Genomic DNA, 23499 nt, shown 5'->3' on the forward strand with positions numbered 1-23499 from the left:
GTTATAGCCAGTTTAATGAGAGAGTCAAAGGATGAGTGTAGTTTTACCTGTCGCGAAGCGTGGCGAAGATATTTTAAAACTAATTGCTGCTCCCGTCTCGGCAAATGAGTTAAACAGTAATTGGCTTTATCAGCTTGCTGACGCTATGCATGCGACAATGCTCGAACGTAATGGAGTAGGGATTGCTGCACCGCAAGTTTATATCTCTAAACGTGTCATTATTGTGGCATCTCGACCAAACCCACGCTATCCAGATGCACCCGAAATGGAAGCAGTGGTCATGGTGAATCCTGAGATTTTAGAGTTCTCAAACGAAGTTTGTTTAGGCGAAGAAGGCTGCTTAAGTGTGCCAGACGAACGTGGACAAGTTGAACGCGCCGAAATGGTTAAGGTGAAATACTTAACACTTCAGGGCGAGACGGTGGAAACAATTTTTCATGGTTTTCCTGCTCGTATCGTTCAACATGAAGTCGATCATTTAAATGGGATATTGTTTGTAGAAAGAATAAGCTAATCTTTAGTTTAAAGTTTTGAAAAACCTATAATGAGCTTGAAAAGGATAAGTCATCGGAATTACAATACTTATAGCGTGATATTTAAATCATTACAAAAGATATAATTTTAATATTATCAGCAGGTTGTGCTGAAATTTTGCGCGATGTTGTAAATCTCCTCATTTAAGGTTACTGACCATGCAAACCCCTCTCCCAGATTATTTGGCAAATGTTATAGAAGCCTGTGACATCGATAACAGCGGTCATCTCGCCGATTATATTCCTGAGTTGGCAAATGCAAACCCAAATCGATTAGCTTTAGCAATGTCTACGGTAGATGGTGAAATTTATTCGGTCGGTGATGATGATGTTGAATTCACCATACAATCAATTTCTAAACCTTTTGTATATGCCTATGTTTTACAACAGCTTGGCATTGATGCAGTACTTGCGAAAGTAGGGGTAGAGCCTTCTGGTGAAGCCTTCAATGAAATTTCATTGGGTAAAGATGGTCGTCCAAAAAATCCGATGATTAACTCTGGCGCAATTACTGTACATTCCTTGATTCAGGTCAAGCATGGTTTACATAGCGCAGAAATTCTACGCCGTTTTATGAGCGAGCTTGCTGGTCGTGAATTAAGTTTTGATGAGTCTGTTTATGATTCGGAAGTCAAAACAGCCTACCGTAATCTTTCGATCGGTTATATGTTGCGTACGGTGGGGATTTTGGAAACTGACCCTGTCGATATTGTGAATGGTTACATTCGTCAATGTGCGATCATGGTTACAGTTAAAGACTTGGTACGTATGGGCAGTGTACTTGCTAATGGCGGGGTCGATCCTAGAACTGGAAAGCGCCTATTGAATCGATCTGTAGTTAGACAAGTTCTCAGTGTCATGATGAGCTGTGGTATGTACGATGCAGCGGGTGACTGGCTTTCAACTGTAGGTATTCCTGCTAAAAGTGGTGTAGCAGGCGGTATCTTGGGTGTGCTACCGGGGCAGGTCAGTATCGCTGCTTTTTCACCTCGACTAGATGAGCATGGTCATAGTGTTCGAGGTATCGATATTTTAGAACGATTATCTCGTGATATGGGATTACATCTCATGGAAGGTACACCTTCTGCCCAGACCATTGTACAAAGTCATTACCGCACAGGAAAAGATGCATCATTAAGTGTGTATGTACTTCGGGGTGTATTGAAATTTACCGAAGCTGAAATGTTGTTGCGTATTTTACAAGACGAGACAACTGACCAAAGCACGATCGTTATTGATTTAACCCAGATTTCACTTATCCACGATGTGGGTAAACGTATGTTTTTAGAAGGCGTAGATCGTCTGATTGATGATGGCCATACTCTTGTTTTAGTCGACCCTGAACAGCGCCTAGATCATGCCAGAACTGGTAAAGATCGAGAGCTTCATGTCTATCATGATTTCGATGATTTGCTCGAAAAGCATGACCTCCCTGCAAAAAAAAAGACTTATAGCGACATCGCGGCACTTCTAAACTGCTGAGGTGTTTTTCCTAGATGTCGCTTAAACATTGCACTGAACGCGCTGGGGTTTGTATACCCCAGTGATTCTGAAATTTGAGCAATAGATTCACCATTCGCGATTTTACTTAACGCAAGTGCAATATGCATTTGTTGTAACCATGCCCGATATGACAGTCCAGTTTCTTTTTGGAACATACGCATTAGGGTTCTAGAACTCGCACCAATATCATCAGCCCAATCTGTTAAATCTTTTGAACTGTCAGGCGTATGTAATAACTCTTGGCAAATTTTTAATAATCGTTTGTCTTTCGGCCAAGGTATCTGGATAGGCAATAAATTGGCTCGATGGATTTCTTCAAAAATCAAAATTTGTAAAGAACGGGAAAGTTCTTGAGAGGTTGCTGTATTTGGCGTGTCTTCTCGTTCAATTTCATTTAAACGAATCAAAAGCTCATGCAACAGGTTGCTTACCCGAATAATAAAACAATATTGTCCCATTAGAGCAGCAGCATTTACTTCAACCAATGCCGTATTTAACTTAACGTGACTCAGTGAAATCACGCTGTGCTCTACATGTGCTGGAATCCATAACGCGCACATGGGCGGCACAATCCAGACATTATTCGGTGTAAAAACTTGAATGTTTCCAGTGGACGCATATAAAAACTGCGCACGTGTATGCGTATGGGTAGGCGTGATTTCTCGGTAAGAATGCTCAGAAGATAGCCCAATCACAAGTTCAGACAAATCAGGCTGAATAAGAGAATCGGACATAAACTATCCTAAAAATTGTCACTTATACGATGATTATTGGAAGATAACTTTATAAGCGACAAATTACAATAAGCCTCTCATTTAAAAATATTGGAGTTTTTCAGGTATGACGTCTTCAATACAATTGAAAGATGGTATTGCCAATACCGTTGCAAATGATCAGCCTCAAGGAATGATTATTAAAATTGTAGGCGCCGTGGCAGTCGCACATTTACTGAATGATTTAATTCAGGCAGTGCTACCAGCCATCTATCCAATGCTAAAGGCAAACTTTTCGCTGAGTTTTGCGGAGGTTGGCCTAATCTCGTTTGTATACCAGATTACAGGTTCACTGCTACAGCCTTGGATTGGACTTTATACTGATAAACATCCAAAACCATATCTTCTTCCACTTGGAATGGTTGTCACATTCTGCGGCATTATCTTGTTAGCATTTTCACCAAGTTTTGCTGTGTTGTTATGTGCATCTGCGTTGATTGGGGTGGGGTCTGCAACATTTCATCCAGAAGCTTCACGTGTGGCACGAATGGCATCGGGCGGGCGCTTCGGTACAGCTCAGTCGACTTTTCAGGTGGGCGGAAACACCGGGACAGCCATTGGTCCATTGTTGGCAGCTTTACTGATTGTCCCGTTTGGACAGCATGCAGTTGTGGGTTTGGTGATATTTGCACTTTTGGCGATTTGGGTTTTATTTGGTGTAAGCCGTTGGACTGTGAGCCATGCTAAAAGTCAGGTGGTTGCACGTGCTACTCAAGTACATACTAAATTGCATGGCCGTAAGCTGATTATTGCTTTGAGCACAATTAGTGTGTTGATGTTTGCCAAATTTACCTACATTGCTAGCATTAGTAACTACTTTACCTTTTACTTAATTCAAAAGTTCCATATCAGTATTCAAACAGCTCAGTTGCATTTATTTGCCTTTTTGGCAGCCGTTGCTTTAGGTACATTTGCAGGTGGTCCAATTGGTGACAAAATTGGCCGTAAAGCAGTGATCTGGGTTTCATTTGTTGGTATGGCACCGTTTGCATTAATGATGCCGTATGCAAACTTATTTTGGACAACGGTTTTCTCAATTATTGCAGGTTTAGTGTTGTCATCAGCTTTTGCAGCGATGGTGGTTTACGCACAAGAAGCTGTTCCGGGCCGTGTGGGTATGATTGCAGGTTTAATGTTTGGTCTTATGTTTGGGGTAAGTGGTATTGCCGCAGCAGGGTTAGGACATTTAGCTGATATTAACGGCATTGAATGGGTATTTGGTTTATGTTCATTGTTACCATTACTTGGTTTTGCAACTGCATTTTTACCCAACACAAAAGTTAAATAAATAAAAAGACTCTCAGCCATATTCAGCTGAGAGTCTTTTTAGTCAAATATATTTCTAATTAAAAGACTATTTTTGAACACCAAACTTAAATACGGTGACACTGTTATAAGTTTGATTTGGGTTCAAACGTGTAGAAGGGAAGGATGGTTGATTCGGGCTGTCTGGAAAATGCTGTGTTTCTAATGCTAGTGCGTCTGCTTGTCGATAGAGCACACCATTTGCGCCAACAATATTTCCTAATAAATGATTGGCTGTATACATTTGAATGCTTGGTTCAGTAGTTAAAACCTGCATGGTCCGTTTAGATTTTGGATCAACCACACTAGCTGCAAGATTGAGTTTCCCTTGAGACTTTTGATTAATTACCCAAGTTTGGTCATAGCCATATCCATAGGCCAATTGCTGATTATTCGCTCGAATATCTTTCGCAATCGTCTTAGGTGTCCGAAAATCAAAAGGTGTACCTGCAACTGAAGCAATTTCACCTGTGGGTAAGGAGTTTTGGTCGGTTACCAATATACGGTCTGCATTGAGTTGTACCACATGATCTAGTACACCATAAGGATTATTCCCAGCGCCTGATAAGTTGAAATAACTGTGGTTGGTGAGATTGACGACTGTCGGTTGATCAGTTTTGGCTTTATATTCAATCTGGAATTCATTTTGATCTGAAAGACTGTAGATCACTTCTACATCTAATTTTCCGGGAAATCCTTGATCACCATTTGGGCTGGTTAACTTAAGAGAAGCTTTAACGGTTTCACCTTTAGAAACGAGGGGCTTAACTTGCCAAATACGTTTATCAAAACCGGGATTGCCGCTATGTAATGAGTTCGGGCCATTATTTTTTTCAAGGTTATACGTTTTTCCATCTAAGTTAAATTTAGCATTGCCAATACGGTTCGCATAACGACCAATTAATCCGCCAAAATGAATACCTTCCTTAGTATCAGTGACTTCATAGCCTTTTAGATCATCAAAACCCAAAACGATATTATTTTGTTTACCTTGGGCATCGGGAGTCAAAATCTGTGTAATTACACCCCCGAAGCTAATAAAAGAAACTGAGACTCCTTTGTTATTGCTCATGGTGTATAGATCAACTTTTTGACCATCTTGAGTTGTGCCATATGGCTTTACATTTATCGTTGCTGCATTTGCAAGTTGTGCAACGCTATAAATCGTAACACCTAAAATTACTAATTTTTTCATGCTTATACTCTATATTGTAATAGTTGGACTGGATGAATATAAGATTGATTTTTCATCTTTTTAAAGAGTTTTTTATTATATGTAGTGTTAATAATAATCGAGTAGTTAATGTTAAATATTGGAAAAATTGGTTCAATTTAGGCTTATAAAGAAATTAATGTTATGAGCAAAATTCAACGGTAAGCTATTTTTATGAATCATCCCGAATCGGTTTTAAAATTTTCACTTGGTCTAAATAGTCTCTCGTTTGATGTAGACAGCCAACACATTCACCTTGAGCAAGGCTTAGGTTTTGTTAATTCAAAAAGTATCGGCCATGGCGTGATTGATGAGCTTGCTATCGAAAAGATGATTTATTTTATTGAAGAAATCATCGAGTCAAAGCCCCTCAGAAATTTAAATATAAGTGGGGTAGCTGTTACGTCTGATGCTGCTATGACACACCTCAGTCAGTTATTTTTTAGTGCTAAAAAGCAAATCAGCCGTATTGAGCTTGAGCATGGATTTAATGATTTTATTGAGCGTTTGAGCTACTACACAAATCAAATGGCTCCAAATCAGCTTTATGTTTTTACCTACTTTGTATTTGTTCGAGAGATGATGCATCACTTAAGAGTTGAGCAAATTCAGATCATTTAAGAAATGATTTCTCAGCCTGCCAACTCATCATGAATCCAGTTTAAAAACAGCTCAATTTTAGGAATAAATTGATGGGTTCGTGGATATACCAAATGATGAGCAGAGATAGGAATCGATAACTCATCTGCAAAAACTCTAACCAACTTTTCAGATTCTAAGTAATTTTGAGTGAGTAAATTACTTTCTAAAACAAATCCTAGTCCGTGTGTGGCTGCCTCAAGTGACATATAAGAGCGGTCAAAACTCAAAGTATAGGGAAACTCAGGAATGCTTAAACCCTGATGGGCAAACCATTGGGGCCAAGTAACTAAGGTTGAGCGCGATAAAATCAGATCTTTCTTTAATAAATCTTGAGGTTTATTTACTGGACTACGTTCCAGCAGCTTAGGAGACGCAAGCACTTCAAGCTTTTCATTACGAATCGTTCTGATTTCTACCCCTGTCCAGTTGGGCAAACCATGACGAATATCAATGTCGATCTTGTCGCGAGTAAAGTGCAAATTTTCATAAGAACATGACAAGTTGACCTGAATCATGGGGAACTTTTCTTTAAATGACTCGAGGCGAGGGAGCAACCAAAGCAAACCAAAACTTGGAGATGAGTGAATATATAAACTGTCTTTAGGGCTTTTATCGGCAGCTTTTTCAGTCGCTAACATGAGGTTATGCAAAATGGTGGTGACATCTTGAAAATAGCGCTCACCAGAAGGGGTAAGCGTCACACCACGCGCACCACGAATAAATAAACTCTGCCCAATCATTTCTTCAAGCTTAGCAATTTGATGACTCACTGCTGAAGGCGTGAGATTCAAATGCTCGGCTGCCTTGGCAACATTGCCGAAACGGGCGGTTTGTTCAAAAGCCTGTAAGGTTTTAATTGAGGGCATCTGGTTGAAATTGTTTTCACTACTATCCATAAAATGATCCGTTTTTATCCCTAAAACTTATTTGAAAATAGCATAGGCATGAATTTTTTTCATGTCTTGTTGAATTCGAGATGATTGCTGGGCTTTGTGAAAAAAGAGATTCTAAGTCAGAACTCAGGATATAAAGCGTAAAAGAGGATTGAATATGTTACTACAAGGAAAAGTGGCATTAATTACCGGTGCAGCATCAGAACGTGGAATTGGGCGAGCAACCGCAGAAATCTTTGCACAACAGGGTGCTAAAGTCATTATTGTTGATTTAGATCTTGCTCAAAGCCAAAACGCTGCAAAGGCACTTGGTGAAGGACATTTAGGCCTTGCTGCAAACGTTGCGAACGAAGAACAGGTCAAAGTAGCTGTTGAACAAGCGCTACAGCACTATGGCAAGATTGATATTTTAATTAATAATGCGGGTATTACTCAGCCAGTTAAAACACTTGATATTCAACGCAATGACTATGACCGTATTTTAGATGTCAGCCTGCGTGGAACACTGATTATGTCGCAAGCTGTTATTCCATCTATGAAAGCAAATGGTGGTGGAAGCATTGTGTGCCTATCTTCAGTTTCAGCACAACGCGGCGGTGGTATTTTTGGCGGGCCACACTATAGTGCTGCTAAAGCAGGCGTGTTAGGTCTGGCAAAAGCGATGGCTCGTGAGTTTGGTGGTGACCAGATTCGTGTAAATTCTCTTACTCCAGGTCTAATCCAGACTGATATTACTGGCGGTTTAATGAATGATGACCGTCGTCATGACATTTTGGCAGGTATTCCTCTCGGCCGCTTAGGTAAAGCGCAAGATGTTGCAAATGCAGCATTATTTTTGGCAAGTGATCTGTCAGCTTACTTAACTGGTGTCACACTCGATGTAAATGGTGGCATGCTGATTCATTAATCGCTCACTATTTCAAAACTAAAAATAGAATGATGGTCACAAGAGGATACTGTGGCCAAATGTAAAGGGATTCGCATGATGGATACAGTATTTTCATCTGAAGTAGATACGGCGGTTCGTAAATCTGCCTATCGAAAAATTGCATTTCGGCTCATGCCATTTTTAATGCTTTGTTATTTTTGTGCCTATTTAGATCGAGTAAACGTGGGTTTTGCCAAGCTCCAAATGATGAGCGATTTACAGTTTAGTGAAGCTGTATATGGTCTAGGCGCAGGGATTTTCTTTATTGGTTATTTCCTCTGTGAAGTACCAAGTAACATTGTACTTCACAAGGTAGGCGCAAGACGTTGGATTGCCCGAATCATGATTACATGGGGCATTTTGTCAGGTTGTTTTGCTTTTGTTCAAACCGAATGGCAATTTTACACCTTACGTTTTTTGCTTGGTGTTGCTGAAGCTGGACTAGCTCCGGGTTTGTTGCTCTACCTCACTTATTGGTTTCCATCTTACCGCCGTGCACGCATGACCGTACTTTGGTTTATCGCGATTCCAATTTCGGGAATGATTGGTGGACCACTTTCAGGCTTAATCATGGACCGAATGAGCGGTGTACATGGCTGGTTTGGATGGCAGTGGATGTTTGTAATTGAAGCCATTCCTACTGTACTTGTTGGCCTACTTGTACTTGCTGTTTTAAAAGATTCAGTTCAAGACGCCAACTGGTTAACCCAAGACGAAAAGAACTTGGTGAAGCAAGAGCTTGCTCAAGATAACCAGCACAAAGAAGGTCATGCTAGCGTCAAAGAGTTCATCGCAGATAAACGCTTATGGCTATTGGCAGGTATTTACTTTTGTGTCGTGATGGGGCAATACGCCATTACATTTTGGCTACCAACTCTCATTCGTAACTCGGGCATTAGTGATAACTGGCATATCGGTTTGCTCACAAGCCTGCCTTATATGTGTGCCATTGTAGTCATGATTTTGGCAGGGCGTAGTGGTGACCATTTCCAAGAGCGCCGCTGGCACTTAATTATTCCGATGTGTGCAGGCGCTATAGCACTCACATTTGCGACTTTATTCGCTTCAAATCTAACACTCTCTTTAATTTGCCTTTGCATCGCAGCCTCAGGTGTGCTGACGGCATCCTCTTTATTCTGGATGTTACCGACCAACTTTTTGGGTGGTGTTTCCGCAGCGGCAGGTATTGCAGCAGTGAATAGCTTCGCCAATCTTGCAGGATTTTGCTCACCTTATTTAATCGGTTGGGTCACTACCAACACAGGTTCAAATGCAATCGGCATGTTCTTAATCACAGCAGTATTAATTTTCGGTGCCAGTTTGGTTCTGCGTGTTCCTGCAAAACTGGTCAATCGTTAATAAGGAATAGTAAATGACAATGTTAAATGTTGATAAAGCAGGCCAAATTGCCGAGTTGCAACAACGTGCCTACCACATTCGCCAACATGCTTTACGTATGGGGCAAGTACAAGGCCAAGGCTATGTTGGACAAGCTTTGGGGGCAGCTGATCTACTGGCAGTATCTTATTTCCATGCCATGAAATATCAGCCAGAAAACCCTGAATGGGAAGGCCGTGACCGTTTTTATCTTTCTATTGGGCACTATGCAATTGCACTCTATGCAGCCTTAATTGAAGCAAAAATTATTCCGCTTGAAGAGCTTGAAACCTACGGAGCCGATGACAGTCGGTTACCAATGTCGGGCATGGCTTCCTATACACCCGGTATGGAAATTACAGGTGGCTCATTGGGTCATGGTCTTGGAATTGCAGTTGGTGCATGTCTAGGACTGAAACAGAAAAAATCAGATGCTTTTGTCTATAACTTACTGTCCGATGGGGAGCTAAATGAAGGTTCAACGTGGGAAGCCGTAATGTCTGCTTCTCATTGGAAACTAGATAACTTAATTGCGATTATTGATGTGAATAATCAGCAGGCAGATGGGCACTCCAGCGAAATTTTAGCGTTTGAGCCAATTGTTGATCGTTGGCAGTCATTTGGTTGGTACACCCAACGTGTAGATGGCAACAACATGGAAGCTCTGCTTGAAGCATTCGATCAAGCGCGAAACCATAAAGGTACATGCCCACGCGTCATTATTTGTGACACTAAAATGGGTAAAGGCGTGTCGTTCTTGGAAAGCCGCGAAAAAACACACTTTATTCGTGTTGATGAACATGAATGGGATGATGCTTTAAATATTTTGACCCACTACGGACAGTAAGGAATACACCATGAACCAGTTAGCTAATCCCCCTAAGAAAAAACTAACCACTTCGGCAATGATTGCTTCTATTGCTGCCGAGGGCCAACCGACCAAACCCGCACCATTTGGACATGCACTGAATGCCTTGGCAAAAGAGCGTGACGATATCGTAGGTTTGTCAGCAGATTTATCAAAATATACAGACCTACATATTTTTGCCAAAGAAAACCCCGACAAGTTTTTCCAAATGGGCATGGCAGAACAACTTTTGATGAGCGCAGCAGCAGGACTTGCTCGTGAAGGATTTGTTCCTTTTGCGACGACCTATGCTGTGTTTGCATCACGCCGTGCCTATGACTTTATTTGTATGGCAATTGCAGAAGATAACCTGAATGTCAAAATTGTAGCAGCTCTTCCGGGATTAACCACAGGCTACGGCCCAAGTCATCAGGCAACGGATGATATTGCAATTTTCCGTGCTATGCCGAACTTGATGATTATCGATCCATGTGATGCCTTGGAAATCGAACAGGCGATTCCTGAGATTGCCGCGCATAATGGTCCGGTATATATGCGTTTATTGCGTGGTCAGGTTCCATTAGTGCTCGATAAATACAACTACCAGTTTAAATTGGGTAAGGCACAGGTGATTAAACCCGGTAAAGACTTACTCATTATTTCGACTGGTTTATTGACCATGCGTGCGCTTGAGGCAGCCGAAGAGCTTGAAAAAGAGGGCATTGAGGTTTCAGTGCTACATGTACCGACCATTAAGCCTCTAGATGAACAAACTATTTTAGATGAAGTCACAAAAGGTGGCCGCCCTGTTTTAACTGCCGAAAATCATTCAGTCATTGGTGGGGTAGGAGAAGCTGTTGGCTCACTACTTCTAAGAAATGGTCAACATCCTCGTTTTGACATGATTGGTTTGCCAGATGCATTTTTAGATGCAGGCGCATTACCCACTTTGCATGACCGATATGGTATTTCAACTGAAGCAGTCAAAGAGAAGATTAAGTCACATTTGAAGTAGAAAGATTAAACTTTCAAATTGAAAAGGGCGTGATGGAAATTCCTTCACGCCCTATTTTTAATCAAGATGATTTAAAAACTTAAGCAATCGAATCATCTAAATTCGGCGCTAACCAACGTTTCGCTTCATCCAGTGTCCAACCTTTACGTTTTGCATAATCTTCAAGTTGGTCTTGAGATATTTTACCTACGTTAAAGTATTCACTTTGAGGGTGAGAATAATAGAAACCACTTACTGAAGATGGTGGCATCATGGCAAAGTGTTCAGTTAGTTTAGTACCAATTTTGTCGGTAGAACCTAACCAGTCAAACAACACAGCTTTTTCAGAGTGCTCTGGGCAAGCAGGGTAGCCCGGTGCAGGGCGAATACCGACATATTTCTCTTTAATCAGTTCTTCATTGCTAAGCTGTTCATCCGCTTTATAGCCCCAGAACTCTTTACGAATGCGTTCATGTAAGTGTTCGGCAAAAGCTTCAGCAAAACGGTCTGCCAATGACTGCACTAAAATTGCAGAGTAGTCATCACCTTTAGCTTTGTATTCATTTGCCAGTTCTTCTGCACCAAAAATCGATACAGTGAATCCGCCTAAGTAGTCCTGTTGTTCACGGTCATTACGAATGTAATCTGCCAAAGACAAGTTCGGTTTACCTGTCACTTTGTCAGATTGTTGACGTAAGTGCTCAAAAGTATGCGTAATATTTTGGCCTGCTTCATCAAATACACTTACTGTGTCGGCGTCAGTGCGCTGTGCAGGGAACATACCGAATACGGCACGAGCATCAAAACGATTGTTGTCGATAATATCTTTCAACATCGCTTGAGCTTGGTTATACAAATCTGTTGCAGCTTCGCCGACCACTTCATCTTCTAAAATTTTCGGGAATTTACCTGCCAAGCTCCATGAAATGAAGAATGGTGTCCAGTCAAAATACTCTACAAGGGTTGCAAGAGGGTAGTTAGTGAGAACTTGTGTTCCTAAAAGATTTGGTTTTGGTGGTACATAGCTTTCGTCAATTTTAAAACCGTTTTCAACTGACTCAGCATAGGTCAATTTTGCAGCTTTTGGCTGTTTGTTGGCTAAGCGCTCGCGAATCTTGGCATATTCCGCACGGTGCTCTGCAATAAAGTTTCCACGCATTTCTTTAGAAAGCAGAGTCGTTGCAACACCTACCGCACGTGAAGCATCAGCCACATAAATCACAGCATCGTTTTGGTACTGAGGATCAATTTTTACTGCTGTGTGGGCTTTAGAAGTAGTCGCACCACCAATTAATAAAGGAATGTTAAAGCCTTTGCGCTGCATTTCTTTCGCAACAAATACCATCTCATCTAAAGATGGCGTAATCAGACCTGACAAGCCGATGATGTCACATTTTTCATCAATTGCAGTTTGCAAGATTTTCTCGCAAGGTACCATCACCCCAAGGTCAACAATGTCGTAACCATTACAGCCAAGTACCACGCCTACAATATTTTTACCAATATCGTGTACGTCACCTTTAACAGTGGCCATCAAGACTTTACCTTTAGATTGGCTACCTGTTTTTTCAGCTTCAATGTACGGGTTGAGCCAAGCCACAGCTTGCTTCATAACACGTGCAGATTTCACAACCTGTGGTAAGAACATTTTGCCCGAACCGAACAAGTCACCAACCACGTTCATACCGTCCATCAAAGCGCCTTCGATTACATCTAAAGGACGTTTGGCTTTGAGGCGAGCTTCTTCTGTATCTTGATCAATGTAAGTGGTAATACCTTTAACTAGTGCATATTCAAGACGTTTTTCGACTGACTCATTACGCCATTCAAGGTTCTCGGCTTCTTTGGCAGCACCGCCTTGTCCACGGTATTTTTCAGCCACTTCAAGCAATTTTTCAGTCGCCGCCTGACCAGTCTCACCTTGGTTTTGGTTTAAGATGACATCTTCAACTGCTTCTTTTAGCTCGGCTGGAATATCATCATAAATTGCCATTTGGCCAGCATTCACAATCCCCATGGTCATGCCTTGCTTGATGGCATGGTACAAGAACACAGAGTGAATGGCTTCACGAACAGGCTCATTACCACGGAACGAGAACGAAACGTTCGACACGCCACCAGAAATCATGGCGTGAGGTAAGTTTTGTTTAATCCAACCTGTGGCCTCAATAAAGTCGACGCCATAGTTATTGTGTTCTTCAATCCCTGTTGCTACTGCAAACACGTTCGGGTCAAAAATAATATCTTCAGCAGGGAAGCCTACATCGTTAACCAAAATGTCATATGAGCGCTTACAGATTTCACGCTTACGTGCGGCGGTGTCGGCTTGACCTGTTTCGTCAAATGCCATGACAATAATCGCAGCACCATATTGACGGCACAGGCGAGCTTTTTCTACAAACTCTTCATAACCTTCTTTTAAAGAAATCGAGTTAACAACGGGTTTACCTTGTACGCATTTTAAGCCAGCTTCAATGATTTCCCATTTTGATGAGTCAATCATGATTGGCACACGTGAAATATCTGGTTCAGAAGCTACAAGGTTTAAGAAATGCACCATCGCATTTTGCGAATCGAGCATCCCTTCATCCATGTTAATGTCAATAATCTGTGCGCCAGCTTCCACCTGTTGCTGTGCAACTTCTAAAGCTTCAGCAAAGTTTTCTTCACGAATTAAGCGTAAGAATTTTTTCGAACCTGTAACGTTAGTACGTTCACCCACATTCACGAAAAGTGAGTCATCATAAATATTAAATGGTTCTAAACCACTCAAACGACATGCAGGTACAGTTTCAGGAACTTGACGAGGCGCAATATCTTTTACCGCATTGGCAATCGCACGGATATGGTCAGGTGTTGTACCACAGCAACCACCAGTAATATTGATTAAGCCGCTTTCTGCAAATTCTTTTAAGAATGCTGCAGTTTGTTCTGGCGTTTCATCATATTCACCAAAAGCATTTGGTAAGCCCGCATTTGGGTGCGCTGAAACAAACGTATCTGCTACATCAGAAATGGTTTTTACGTGAGGACGTATGGCATCTGCACCAAGCGCACAGTTAAAACCAATCGATAGTAAGTCACCATGACGTACAGAGTTCCAGAACGCTTCGGCAGTTTGACCTGTTAAGGTACGACCCGATGCATCGGTAATGGTCCCTGAAATCATGATTGGTAATTCACGACCAATTTCTTTAAAGACTTCTTTAACCGCAAAAATCGCAGCTTTACAGTTTAATGTGTCAAATACGGTTTCAATCAAAATGATATCTGCACCGCCTTCAATCAGCGCATGAGTCGCTTCAATATAGTTTTCTTTTAGCTCGTCAAAGGTGATGTTACGAAAGGCAGGGTCATTAACATTAGGTGAAATTGAACAAGTACGCGATGTTGGCCCAAGCACACCTGCTACAAAACGCGGTTTATCTGGAGTCGAATACTTTTCACAAGCTGCTTTGGCTAAACGTGCTGCTTCACGGTTAATCTCTGGAACAAGATCTTCCATGTGGTAATCAGACATAGAAACACGCGTGCCGTTAAAGCTATTGGTTTCAATAATATCTGCACCAGCATCAAGATAAGCTTCGTGAATGCCTTGAATGATTTGAGGCTGGGTCAGAACCAAAAGGTCATTGTTACCTTTTAAGTCATGTGCCCAATCGGCAAAACGCTCACCACGGTAGTCGGCTTCTTCTAATTTATGGCGCTGGATCATAGTTCCCATAGCACCATCAATAATCAGAATGCGTTTAGCAAGAAGCGCTTTTAGGGTGGCAAGCGTAGACATAGAAAACCCCGATCTTTTATATGAATTTAAAAATGCGGCGCTATTGTAACAGAATAGTTGCGCAATTGATGACCTATAACGACCCATCATTCACTGTAATAGATTCATTAAAAATCGGCTTTTATGACAAATGAAGACTGTTTTTTCATCAAATATTCATAAAATGATCATGATATTGAAATATTTCATCTCCAATATTCGGTTTGATGACAGTTGTTGTGTTTAAAAAGTAGACGTTTAGGTAATTTTTTAGATATTTTTGCTTCAAAAATAGTCATAAAATAGATGGGTGGGGACTTATGTAAATTATTGTATTTAAATAAAAAAATAAAAATCATAGAGGAAAGGTGCATCAAATGAGGTCAAAATGTGAAAAATTGACTTCATCAGGCGCCGCTTTGTCATATAATTGTCATAATTTAATTTAAGAATACAGAGGATTTTTTTATCCTCTTACCGTCTGCATGAATTCTAATCTACCCCCTGTTTCGGATTCAAAACTTGCGGCAAACCTGCAAGTCAAATCGACGAATGTACATGTCCCGACACCTAAATTTTTTATGCCGGTGTTTCTGACGATTATTGTTGCAACACTTATTTATATTGGATTTCAGGTGAGTGCTGATTTAGCACATGTACCACCTTTGAGTCTTTATTCAGTTATTCTTTTATCAACTGCACTCTTGATTGCTTTAGGCTTTGAGTTTGTAAATGGCTTCCACGATACTGCAAATGCAGTGGCAACAGTGATTTACACCAATGCTTTACCAGCACCAGTTGCAGTCATGTGGGCTGGTTTTTGTAATTTCCTTGGGGTAATGGTTGCAAGCGGCGCAGTCGCTTACGGCATTATTGCATTGTTGCCTGTTGAATTGATCATGAATATGGGTAGTGGTGCAGGTTTCGCAATGGTTTTTGCATTGCTTATTGCTGCAATTCTCTGGAACTTAGGTACTTGGTTCTTGGGTATTCCTGCTTCTAGCTCTCATACCTTGATTGGTTCAATCTTGGGTGTGGGCATTATGAACCATCTATTGAGTGCATCGACTGGCGTAACGACCAGTGGTGTTGATATGGATCAGGTGATTAAAGTCGGTAAGGCATTATTATTTTCACCTTTAATTGGTTTCGCTTTTGCAGCGATTGTATTCTTGTTGGTTAAAACTATTTTTAAACGCCAATTAGAATTATTCCAGCCACCTGAAGGGAATAAACCACCACCAGCAATCATTCGTGCAATCTTGATCTTTACCTGTACAGGTGTGAGTTTTGCACATGGTTCGAATGACGGTCAAAAGGGTATGGGACTCATCATGCTGATTTTGGTTGGTCTGGTGCCGTTGGCTTATTCATTAAATAAAAATCTTGATACTCAGCAAGTTCAATCATTCCATCAGCTTTCTTCTCAAACTGCCGTATTTTTGAATCAAAATCAGCCAGAATTAACCGATGAAAAAGCACGTGTTATTCTGACTAAATATATTCAAACTAAACAGCAAACTCCAGAAGTCGTGCCTGCATTGGCAAGTATGACTGATCACTTGGGTGAGCGAGTTTCTAGCTATAGCAACTTAAAAGATATTCCTGAAGCTGCAATTAGCGAAATTCGTAATGACATGTATTTAAGCACCACGACATTTAAGCGTTTGGATAAAGCAGATGCTTTACCAAAAATGGATGACTCACAGAAAAAGCTTGTGAAAGAATACCGTAGTAGCTTAGATTCATTCTTACAATACATTCCGACTTGGGTAAAAGTGGCTGTTGCTTTAGCACTTGGTCTAGGCACAATGGTGGGTTGGAAACGTATCGTTGTGACTGTAGGTGAGCGTATTGGTAAGCATCACATGACTTATGGTCAAGGGATGTCTGCTGAGCTTGTTGCAATGAGTACAATTGCAGCTGCTGATGGTTTAGGTATGCCAGTTTCAACAACACACGTTTTAAACAGTGCTGTTGCGGGTACGATGGTCGCGAATAAATCAGGTTTAAACTTTAATACTGTGAAGACAATTCTCTCTGCATGGGTATTTACTCTTCCTGCAACAATCTGCTTGTCAGGTGGTTTGTACTGGTTATTCTTACAGTTTGTATAAAAGCATTTAAAAAATTAAAGCCACTGTTCACAGTGGCTTTTTTATTTGTTTAGTTTTTAAAGTTGAGACTATTTTTCATATACATTCATCTATAAATTAATAGGTTGTTATAGGCCATCAAACAGCTTTATAGATTGGGCTTAAAATTTTATATCAGGATATATTATGAATGCGGTTCAAATAGATCAGCTAAAACAACAATTTCCACTTATTGAAACACTTCAAGCCTATCAAGAAACATTTTGGTTTACACCTCATCGCTATCCTTTAAAAGAAGCTTTAGAAAAAGTTGGACTAACCGCTAAGGACGTAAGTGAAGCAGAAGCAAGACTAGCGCGTTTCGCACCTTATTTGACAAAAGTATTTCCTGAAACTCAAGCACAACATGGAAAAATTGAATCAGATATTGTTGAAATTGCTCATATGCAGCAAGCACTTTCTTCAGCAAAACAAGTACAGCTTAACGGAACATTCTGGTTGAAAAAGGATAGTCATCTACCAATTTCAGGCTCTATCAAAGCACGTGGTGGCATTTATGAAGTGCTCACACATGCTGAAAAACTTGCCATGCAGGCAGGGTTACTCAAACCAGAAGATGATTATAGTAAATTAGATCAAGATTCATTTAGGGCATTCTTTTCTAAGTATCAAATTGCAGTAGGTTCTACAGGCAACCTTGGGCTTTCTATTGGCATTATGAGCGCCAAACTCGGCTTTAGAGTCACTGTTCATATGTCGGCTGATGCTAGACAGTGGAAAAAAGACAAACTACGTTCACTCGGCGTTAACGTTGTAGAATATGCTAGTGATTACGGCGTAGCTGTTGAAGAGGGACGAAAAGCCGCAGAGCAAGATCCACACTGCTTTTTCATTGATGATGAAAACTCAACAACATTATTTTTAGGTTATGCCGTTGCAGGAATACGCTTAAAACAGCAATTGGAGCAAAACCAAATTAAAGTCGATGCTGAACACCCATTATTTGTTTATTTGCCATGTGGAGTCGGTGGTGGGCCTGGTGGGGTGAGTTTTGGACTAAAACTGGCTTTTGGTGAGCATGTACACTGTATCTTTGCAGAACCCACACATTCGCCGTGCATGTTACTTGGTGTCTACACAGGTTTGCATGATCAGATTTCAGTTAATGACATTGGCATTGATAACGTTACTACGGCAGACGGACTTGCGGTAGGACGTGCTTCAGGTTTTGTCGGGCGTGCTATGCAACAGTTAATTGATGGCTATTACACCATTCACGATGAACGTTTATATGAGCTCATTGCGCTTTTAAATCAAACTGAGAATATTCAGCTTGAGCCTTCTGCGGTAGCAGGCATGATGGGGCCGTATTATGTAGAGACTAGTCCTGATTACTTGGCTTTACACCAGTTAACAGCTGAGCAGTTGCAGCAAGCAAATCATGTAATATGGGCTACTGGGGGTGGCATGGTGCCTCCTGATGAAATGCAAAAATATCTATCACACTTTCAAGATAAATAAAGACACATTAGAAAAAAGCCCAATTCTAGGATTGGGCTTTAATCAAATTATTTTTTAGATGATTTTCTAAAAGGAAGTTTTTCGGTAGCAAAACCATAAATTGCGGCAAAAGGTAGGGCAGTTCGTGCTAAATAAGCCACACGCCATAATCCACCATGATTGGCACCTTCCATCATAAGTTCAAGCGGATGGTCTAATACAGTTTCAGGATTCGCGACAGAAGACTCATTTCTTAAGTCATGAATCCAGAGTGCCGCCATAATGGCATTGGTGGTTTCAGGGCTAAATGCTTCTACATCGAAAAGTTCTGCGCCATTAAAAGCTGCTTTCAATAATGGATTTTTAGTCACTGAATGAGTGGTTGTCGATGGTGCAATATTAATGCTGACACGTTGTCCTTGATGACGGGCCAAAATAGCACGCCATTGTTGAATACGCTTTGCCAAAGCATAGTTTGGACCTTGTTCAACCACTAAGCAGTCGGCAATACCATAAGTTTTTCCATTTTCACATGTAACCAAGTCTTGATATGGCGCTTGAAAAAAACGATTGAGCGAAAGAGCAGAAACGCCTTTTACTGCCAATTTTTGCATTTTTTTGCGGGATTTAAATTTCTCTTGAGCAGCCTCTGCAACTTCTTTTGGTACTGCATAAACATCGGTTGGAGTACACATAAACATAAGGCTTGTATCAGGCTTATGCTCGCTCACAAATTGCATGATGCTATCCATTGCCATGGAAACGCGGACATGCTTTTCACCATCTAAATAGGCGATTGCTGCCAAATCTAACTTTTGTGGAAACTGCACCAACCACTGCGCTATTTCTGGTAATTGAGTCAGTAAATTTGCACCCAGCTTATCTTTTAACTCCGAAGCTTTTGCTGACGAATCAACGGCTTCAACACATGGTGCAATGAGTGTTGCATTCCCTTGTTGAATCGTATTTAAGATTTTGCCCCAGACTCGTGAGTTTGGTAAATCTACAGCAACAATATTTGCTTTCCATTTGGCTAACCAAGGCAGTGGTCCTGCTTCTGAGGCTGCACCAAACAGCACCATCGTACGGTCAGACAAATCGAACCATTCTGGATGAGCAATAGCTTCACGAAGTGCTTTTGCATGACTTGGCTCAATAATACCAGTCTCTTCCCAGCGCTGAATTTGGTCCAGTAAGCTTTGTCCACTCAGCTTTTGTCCTTTATAAGGAACATACCATTCAGGTGCTGCGTCACTTTCACCTTTAAGTTTTACTGTATAAAGAGGCTTGGATGAAGCAATATGAACGGCATCTTTTAAAAGGTAGTGTTTACCATCACGATAATAATCAAAAATATGGTGAGCTTTATGCAATCCTTGCTTCGCAATAGTAATTGGGTTGTTGATATTAGAAATCCCTTGTTTAACAAGAGCTTTAAAATATAAAGGATAGTTTTTTCGCCAGTTTTTTTCATTCAACACTTGTTGTGCGGTTTTATTATCTACAATAGATAAGGCCTCTGACAAAATCTCTTGGCCTGTAAGAGATGTACTTTGTTTTTTTGTTGAGGCGTGTACCGGAAATTGTAGACCTTCGACTTGACTTGTGCTGGACATAAAATATCTCGTTTATACGACTGGGTTAATATACATGTGTATACATTATCTATGCCAATGAAAGGAAACGAGTGGCAATAACTGACAAAATAATATTGATTATTTATGTGATGAAACGTGAAAGAGAAAGTTATTATGATAAATTCATCTCATTTTGGCCTTAATTTTTTTCACATTTTTAGAACATTTTTATAGACTTACGTTACATAAATGTTTATTTTGTATTAAGCAAATACATCAGTATTAACCTGAAGGTAAAATGTTCAAAATGTATCAATAATAGAGATACAGAAATGATTAAAAACTAGACTTTTTTCTTAAGTGGTCAGAAAAGTCAAACGGAATAAGAAAGAATTGGGGTGAAACTAGATAGAAGACAACGTAAGATTGTCTTTTAAAAATCTTGGGGATATGGTGATTTTTTTACACCATAATTTTCTAGTTTCATCCCATCTATTTTTGGGCTGGAACCCTCCATTTAGTATTCAATTCATCACTTGATTGAAGCCTATTTCTTTAGAGTAACTTCAAAATTACTTTAAAAGAGGGTATTTCTAACAACGTCCTTTTTTAGCTTGTCCTGGTGGGCAAAAGCCTCCTGGATGTCCGTAATATGGTGAATCAGGGTCAATCACAATACTACCTTCAGGTGTATGGACCGCACAGGCTGATAGTGACATTGTGAAAATTGCTGCGGCACAAAGAAGTAAAGTTTTCATCTTGTTCTCACTTTTTTATCATTCTCACTTGTACTATAAAAACATTTTGATTATTTTTCGATCTAATTTTGGTTAAAAAATATCTTTAATAAGTCGAATTAAGTAGAAATTAAGGAGACCGTAAAATAGTCCGAAATCCAACATGTGTTGCAGCTAAATCAAAATCTTGTGGATAACGGCTACTGCTACGATAACGTGAACAATAATTTTGTGCACAAAGAAAAGATCCACCTTTAATTACATATTGAGTGCTGGTGATTTCTTGTTGACGTAAATCAGAATAATTTCCCATATGCTGGTCATGAGCACCTTGATAAGGAGAAGATGTCCATTCCCATACATTTCCAATCATATCAAATAGTTTGAATTTATTTGCCGCAAAACATCCAACGGGTGCAACACCTTTAAAGTGGTCTTGATTTAGGTTTTGAAAAGGGAATTCGCCTTGCCAGTAATTGGCTTGCGGATGTTGATGTTCATCAGTAGGGGCCTGATGTAAAGGGGTATCAGTTTTTGAATTGGCTTTAGCTGCATATTCCCATTCTAGTTCTGTTGGTAAATCACGTCCTAGCCACACTGCATAATGTTCAGCATCATTTTTACTTACATACCTTACAGGCTCATTAGGATTTGCTATAGCTCCAGTACCGCCGTTTGGCGTTTTCCATGTATACCCTGATTTTAGCTGCCACCATTTCTGTGGATGATCAGGATCTGGTGAAAAAACAGCAGCCTGTTTTTGTTTTTCGGCATCTGTAATATAGCCAGTTGCTTTTACAAAACTTGCAAATTGAGCGACCGTAACTTCAGTTTGGTCAATCCAAAATCCTTTGACTTCGCGCTGCTTTTTTCCAAAATTAAGTTCATCAGGATAGGCCTTTTCAGAACCAAAGTTAAAATCTCCATCGGCAATTAAAACCATTCCTGCTGTCGGCTGTTTGAGCCAACCCTGAGGCAGACCAGTATAGTTTTGACACTTTTCAATAGATCCTAAATCAGCTAAAGAAGTTTGCTGTTGCATCGAAGGCCTAGATTCAGAAACTTTTGAAGATTGGCTACAGCCCGTCATAATAGACAGGCTGATTGTGGTAACTAAAAATGGCTTCAATTTCATTTGGCGTTATATTCCTGCACACCATTTTTTTCAGTATATTCTTGATAGACCGATAAGAGTTCTTGAACTTTTGCAGGATAAAGCTGAGCAACGTTTTGTCTTTCACCGCGATCTAATTTAATGTTGTATAGCTCCCAAGTCCCTGTGCCTAATTCAGGTCGTCCTTGAAGTGCGATTTTCCATTCACCTTGTTTTGCATATTTGCTGCCATGTAACTCATCGGCAAAGCTAAAATTTGCAGGACGAATAGTATCGGTTTTGTTTTCAAGCAAAGGTTTCCATGAAATTCCAGATGGCGTATTAATGGCCCGGCCATTATATTGACCTTGTGGTACTGGAATATGAGCATATTCTAGTAAGGTAGGGAAAACATCGAGTACAGATGCAAAGCTATGATTAGTTTGTTCTGCTTTTTTCTGATTTGGTAATTTCACAATAGCAGGGGCAGTTGTTGCGCCTTCGCCCGCCGTATCTTTCCATAAGTGGAAAGGCGCCGCACTGACTTCGGCCCAACGTGGCCCGATATAGTGGTACGAACTAGGTGTACCCACATTTGCTACTGAGTTATCAAAACCAGATTCACTGCCATATCCGCCACGTACAAAACCTTCTGCACCATTGTCTGAAACAAAGAAAATTAAAGTATTGTCATAAAGATTATTTTGTTTGAGATATTGAATAATGCGGCCGACATTGGCATCAAGATTTTCTACCATACCCGCATAGATTTCCATCTTACGAGCTTCTAGTGCCTTTTGTTCGGCTGTTAACTCATCCCATTTCCCATATTTTTGTGGAGCATTTTGAGTCGCAATTGGTTCTGCTGCATCAAAGTTTGCAGGAATAATTCCAAGCTGTTTTTGTCTCGCAATGCGGGCATTACGAATGGCATCGTAGCCTACATCATAAACTCCGCGATATTTTTCACGATATTCGGCTGGGGCTTGAATTGGCCAGTGAGGCGCCGTATAGGCAGCATAAGCAAAGAACGGTTTGCCACTATTTTTGCCTGAATCTAAGTAGCTGAGTAATTTATCGGTAAAATAGTTGGTAGAGAAAAAGTCATCAGGTAATGCCGAAATAGGAATAATTTGCCCATCTTCTGTATAAGTTGAATTTCGTTTAAAGGCACTTGGAGCTTGTTTAAAATGATGGTCTAAACCTTGTAATAAGGTAAATGAATGATCAAAACCCTTAGCATGTGCATTGCTTTCAGGGGTTAAGCCTAAATGCCATTTACCACTAATATACGTGCGGTAACCATTGTCTTTAAGTACTTGTGCGATGGATAGCGAACGGTCGTTTAAATAGCCTTCATAACCTGGTTGTCCCTTCAAATGCTCTGGGGTGAGTTCCGCCATTGCCCCAATACCAGCTAAATGATGATCAGTACCGGAAATAAGCTGAGAGCGTGTTGGCGAACAGGTCGGGGCAGTATGATAATCCGTTAAAAGTCGACCTTCTTGAGCCAGACTATCAATATTAGGGGTATGAATTTCGCCACCAAAAGCCCCTAAATCTGAATAGCCTAAGTCATCAGCCATAATAAATAAGATATTGGGTTGCTTAGGCGTGCTTACGACATTTTCTTGATTATCATTGTCATTACATCCAGCCAGAGATAAGCTAAATAAAGCAATGGAAAGGCTAGATAAAATTGCTCTGTACTTCATTGTATCA

The 23499-nt window shown here is 40.5% G+C and carries 18 protein-coding genes; 10 read left to right on the forward strand and 8 right to left on the reverse strand.

The annotated features are described in order from the left end of the window. Positions 1-31 precede the first annotated feature (31 nt). Positions 32-514 (forward strand): peptide deformylase, encoded by a 483-nt coding sequence (gene def / locus AW165_RS07615; RefSeq protein WP_057074091.1) that lies wholly within the window; start codon positions 32-34, stop codon positions 512-514. 178 nt (positions 515-692) lie between these two features. Then, complete coding sequence (locus tag AW165_RS07620; RefSeq protein ID WP_002060167.1) at positions 693-2015, forward strand: glutaminase; 1323 nt, start codon at positions 693-695, stop codon at positions 2013-2015. Here the strand turns inward: AW165_RS07620 and AW165_RS07625 are convergent. Next, on the reverse strand, positions 1982-2770 hold the full coding sequence (locus tag AW165_RS07625) for an AraC family transcriptional regulator (RefSeq protein WP_060465405.1): 789 nt from the start codon (positions 2768-2770) through the stop codon (positions 1982-1984). The two genes, AW165_RS07620 and AW165_RS07625, sit on opposite strands and share 34 nt — an antisense overlap. A gap of 106 nt (positions 2771-2876) precedes the next feature. Here AW165_RS07625 and AW165_RS07630 point away from each other — a divergent pair, with 106 nt between their 5' ends. After that, complete coding sequence (locus AW165_RS07630; RefSeq protein WP_060465406.1) at positions 2877-4097, forward strand: MFS transporter; 1221 nt, start codon at positions 2877-2879, stop codon at positions 4095-4097. 66 nt (positions 4098-4163) lie between these two features. Here AW165_RS07630 and AW165_RS07635 read toward each other — a convergent pair whose 3' ends face one another. Beyond that, entirely contained in the window at positions 4164-5309 is a 1146-nt protein-coding gene (locus AW165_RS07635) for an aldose epimerase family protein (RefSeq protein ID WP_060465407.1), read from the reverse strand. A gap of 192 nt (positions 5310-5501) precedes the next feature. Between AW165_RS07635 and AW165_RS07640 the strand changes: the two genes are divergently transcribed. Then, positions 5502-5948: a hypothetical protein gene (locus AW165_RS07640; protein WP_060465408.1), complete on the forward strand. Its 447-nt coding sequence runs from the start codon at positions 5502-5504 to the stop codon at positions 5946-5948. 11 nt (positions 5949-5959) lie between these two features. On the opposite strand, the gene AW165_RS07645 is transcribed toward AW165_RS07640, so the two are convergent. After that, on the reverse strand, positions 5960-6835 hold the full coding sequence (locus AW165_RS07645; RefSeq protein ID WP_081410583.1) for a LysR substrate-binding domain-containing protein: 876 nt from the start codon (positions 6833-6835) through the stop codon (positions 5960-5962). Positions 6836-7019: 184 nt separating this feature from the next. On the opposite strand from AW165_RS07645, the gene AW165_RS07650 reads away from it, so the two are divergent. From AW165_RS07650 to AW165_RS07665, 4 genes are all read left to right on the forward strand, one after another. Continuing rightward, the gene (locus AW165_RS07650) at positions 7020-7769 is read left to right on the forward strand and encodes an SDR family NAD(P)-dependent oxidoreductase (RefSeq protein ID WP_000926501.1); all 750 of its coding nucleotides are present in this window, start codon (positions 7020-7022) and stop codon (positions 7767-7769) included. A gap of 78 nt (positions 7770-7847) precedes the next feature. After that, positions 7848-9149 (forward strand): MFS transporter, encoded by a 1302-nt coding sequence (locus AW165_RS07655; protein WP_057068489.1) that lies wholly within the window; start codon positions 7848-7850, stop codon positions 9147-9149. A 19-nt stretch (positions 9150-9168) separates the two neighbouring features. Further along, on the forward strand, positions 9169-10014 hold the full coding sequence (locus tag AW165_RS07660) for a transketolase (RefSeq protein WP_080631221.1): 846 nt from the start codon (positions 9169-9171) through the stop codon (positions 10012-10014). A gap of 10 nt (positions 10015-10024) precedes the next feature. Continuing rightward, positions 10025-11029, forward strand: a complete 1005-nt coding sequence (locus AW165_RS07665) for a transketolase family protein (protein ID WP_060465410.1) — start codon at positions 10025-10027, stop codon at positions 11027-11029. Between the two features lie 79 nt (positions 11030-11108). On the opposite strand, the gene metH is transcribed toward AW165_RS07665, so the two are convergent. Continuing rightward, positions 11109-14795: a methionine synthase gene (gene metH / locus AW165_RS07670; RefSeq protein ID WP_060465411.1), complete on the reverse strand. Its 3687-nt coding sequence runs from the start codon at positions 14793-14795 to the stop codon at positions 11109-11111. A 464-nt stretch (positions 14796-15259) separates the two neighbouring features. On the opposite strand from metH, the gene AW165_RS07675 reads away from it, so the two are divergent. Both AW165_RS07675 and AW165_RS07680 read left to right on the forward strand, forming a co-directional pair. Beyond that, on the forward strand, positions 15260-16891 hold the full coding sequence (locus AW165_RS07675) for an inorganic phosphate transporter (protein ID WP_005070664.1): 1632 nt from the start codon (positions 15260-15262) through the stop codon (positions 16889-16891). A 165-nt stretch (positions 16892-17056) separates the two neighbouring features. Beyond that, positions 17057-18391, forward strand: coding sequence for a D-serine ammonia-lyase (locus AW165_RS07680; protein WP_060465412.1), 1335 nt, complete (start codon positions 17057-17059; stop codon positions 18389-18391). 47 nt (positions 18392-18438) lie between these two features. On the opposite strand, the gene AW165_RS07685 is transcribed toward AW165_RS07680, so the two are convergent. The 4 genes from AW165_RS07685 to AW165_RS07695 all read right to left on the reverse strand — a co-directional run bounded on the left by AW165_RS07685 (position 18439) and on the right by AW165_RS07695 (position 23492). Beyond that, positions 18439-19986 carry a hypothetical protein gene (locus tag AW165_RS07685; RefSeq protein WP_060465413.1) on the reverse strand — a complete coding sequence of 516 codons (1548 nt, stop codon included), beginning with the start codon at positions 19984-19986 and terminating at the stop codon, positions 18439-18441. 554 nt (positions 19987-20540) lie between these two features. Beyond that, positions 20541-20705, reverse strand: coding sequence for a hypothetical protein (locus AW165_RS19125; RefSeq protein ID WP_000854552.1), 165 nt, complete (start codon positions 20703-20705; stop codon positions 20541-20543). A 109-nt stretch (positions 20706-20814) separates the two neighbouring features. Next, positions 20815-21819 carry a formylglycine-generating enzyme family protein gene (locus AW165_RS07690; protein WP_060465414.1) on the reverse strand — a complete coding sequence of 335 codons (1005 nt, stop codon included), beginning with the start codon at positions 21817-21819 and terminating at the stop codon, positions 20815-20817. Further along, positions 21816-23492: an arylsulfatase gene (locus AW165_RS07695; protein WP_060465415.1), complete on the reverse strand. Its 1677-nt coding sequence runs from the start codon at positions 23490-23492 to the stop codon at positions 21816-21818. The genes AW165_RS07690 and AW165_RS07695 overlap by 4 nt, the downstream gene beginning before the upstream one ends. Positions 23493-23499: the final 7 nt, after the last annotated feature.

This window comes from Acinetobacter sp. LMB-5 (genome assembly GCF_001541635.1).
GTDB lineage: Bacteria > Pseudomonadota > Gammaproteobacteria > Pseudomonadales > Moraxellaceae > Acinetobacter > Acinetobacter pittii.

Bases quoted from the DNA above. Each gene is read 5' to 3' on its own strand.
- def (WP_057074091.1), top strand. From the start codon at position 32: ATGAGTGTAGTTTTACCTGTCGCGAAGCGTGGCGAAGATATTTTAAAA.
- AW165_RS07620 (WP_002060167.1), top strand. From the start codon at position 693: ATGCAAACCCCTCTCCCAGATTATTTGGCAAATGTTATAGAAGCCTGT.
- AW165_RS07625 (WP_060465405.1), bottom strand. From the start codon at position 2,770: ATGTCCGATTCTCTTATTCAGCCTGATTTGTCTGAACTTGTGATTGGG.
- AW165_RS07630 (WP_060465406.1), top strand. From the start codon at position 2,877: ATGACGTCTTCAATACAATTGAAAGATGGTATTGCCAATACCGTTGCA.
- AW165_RS07635 (WP_060465407.1), bottom strand. From the start codon at position 5,309: ATGAAAAAATTAGTAATTTTAGGTGTTACGATTTATAGCGTTGCACAA.
- AW165_RS07640 (WP_060465408.1), top strand. From the start codon at position 5,502: ATGAATCATCCCGAATCGGTTTTAAAATTTTCACTTGGTCTAAATAGT.
- AW165_RS07645 (WP_081410583.1), bottom strand. From the start codon at position 6,835: ATGCCCTCAATTAAAACCTTACAGGCTTTTGAACAAACCGCCCGTTTC.
- AW165_RS07650 (WP_000926501.1), top strand. From the start codon at position 7,020: ATGTTACTACAAGGAAAAGTGGCATTAATTACCGGTGCAGCATCAGAA.
- AW165_RS07655 (WP_057068489.1), top strand. From the start codon at position 7,848: ATGGATACAGTATTTTCATCTGAAGTAGATACGGCGGTTCGTAAATCT.
- AW165_RS07660 (WP_080631221.1), top strand. From the start codon at position 9,169: ATGTTAAATGTTGATAAAGCAGGCCAAATTGCCGAGTTGCAACAACGT.
- AW165_RS07665 (WP_060465410.1), top strand. From the start codon at position 10,025: ATGAACCAGTTAGCTAATCCCCCTAAGAAAAAACTAACCACTTCGGCA.
- metH (WP_060465411.1), bottom strand. From the start codon at position 14,795: ATGTCTACGCTTGCCACCCTAAAAGCGCTTCTTGCTAAACGCATTCTG.
- AW165_RS07675 (WP_005070664.1), top strand. From the start codon at position 15,260: ATGAATTCTAATCTACCCCCTGTTTCGGATTCAAAACTTGCGGCAAAC.
- AW165_RS07680 (WP_060465412.1), top strand. From the start codon at position 17,057: ATGAATGCGGTTCAAATAGATCAGCTAAAACAACAATTTCCACTTATT.
- AW165_RS07685 (WP_060465413.1), bottom strand. From the start codon at position 19,986: ATGTCCAGCACAAGTCAAGTCGAAGGTCTACAATTTCCGGTACACGCC.
- AW165_RS19125 (WP_000854552.1), bottom strand. From the start codon at position 20,705: ATGAAAACTTTACTTCTTTGTGCCGCAGCAATTTTCACAATGTCACTA.
- AW165_RS07690 (WP_060465414.1), bottom strand. From the start codon at position 21,819: ATGAAATTGAAGCCATTTTTAGTTACCACAATCAGCCTGTCTATTATG.
- AW165_RS07695 (WP_060465415.1), bottom strand. From the start codon at position 23,492: ATGAAGTACAGAGCAATTTTATCTAGCCTTTCCATTGCTTTATTTAGC.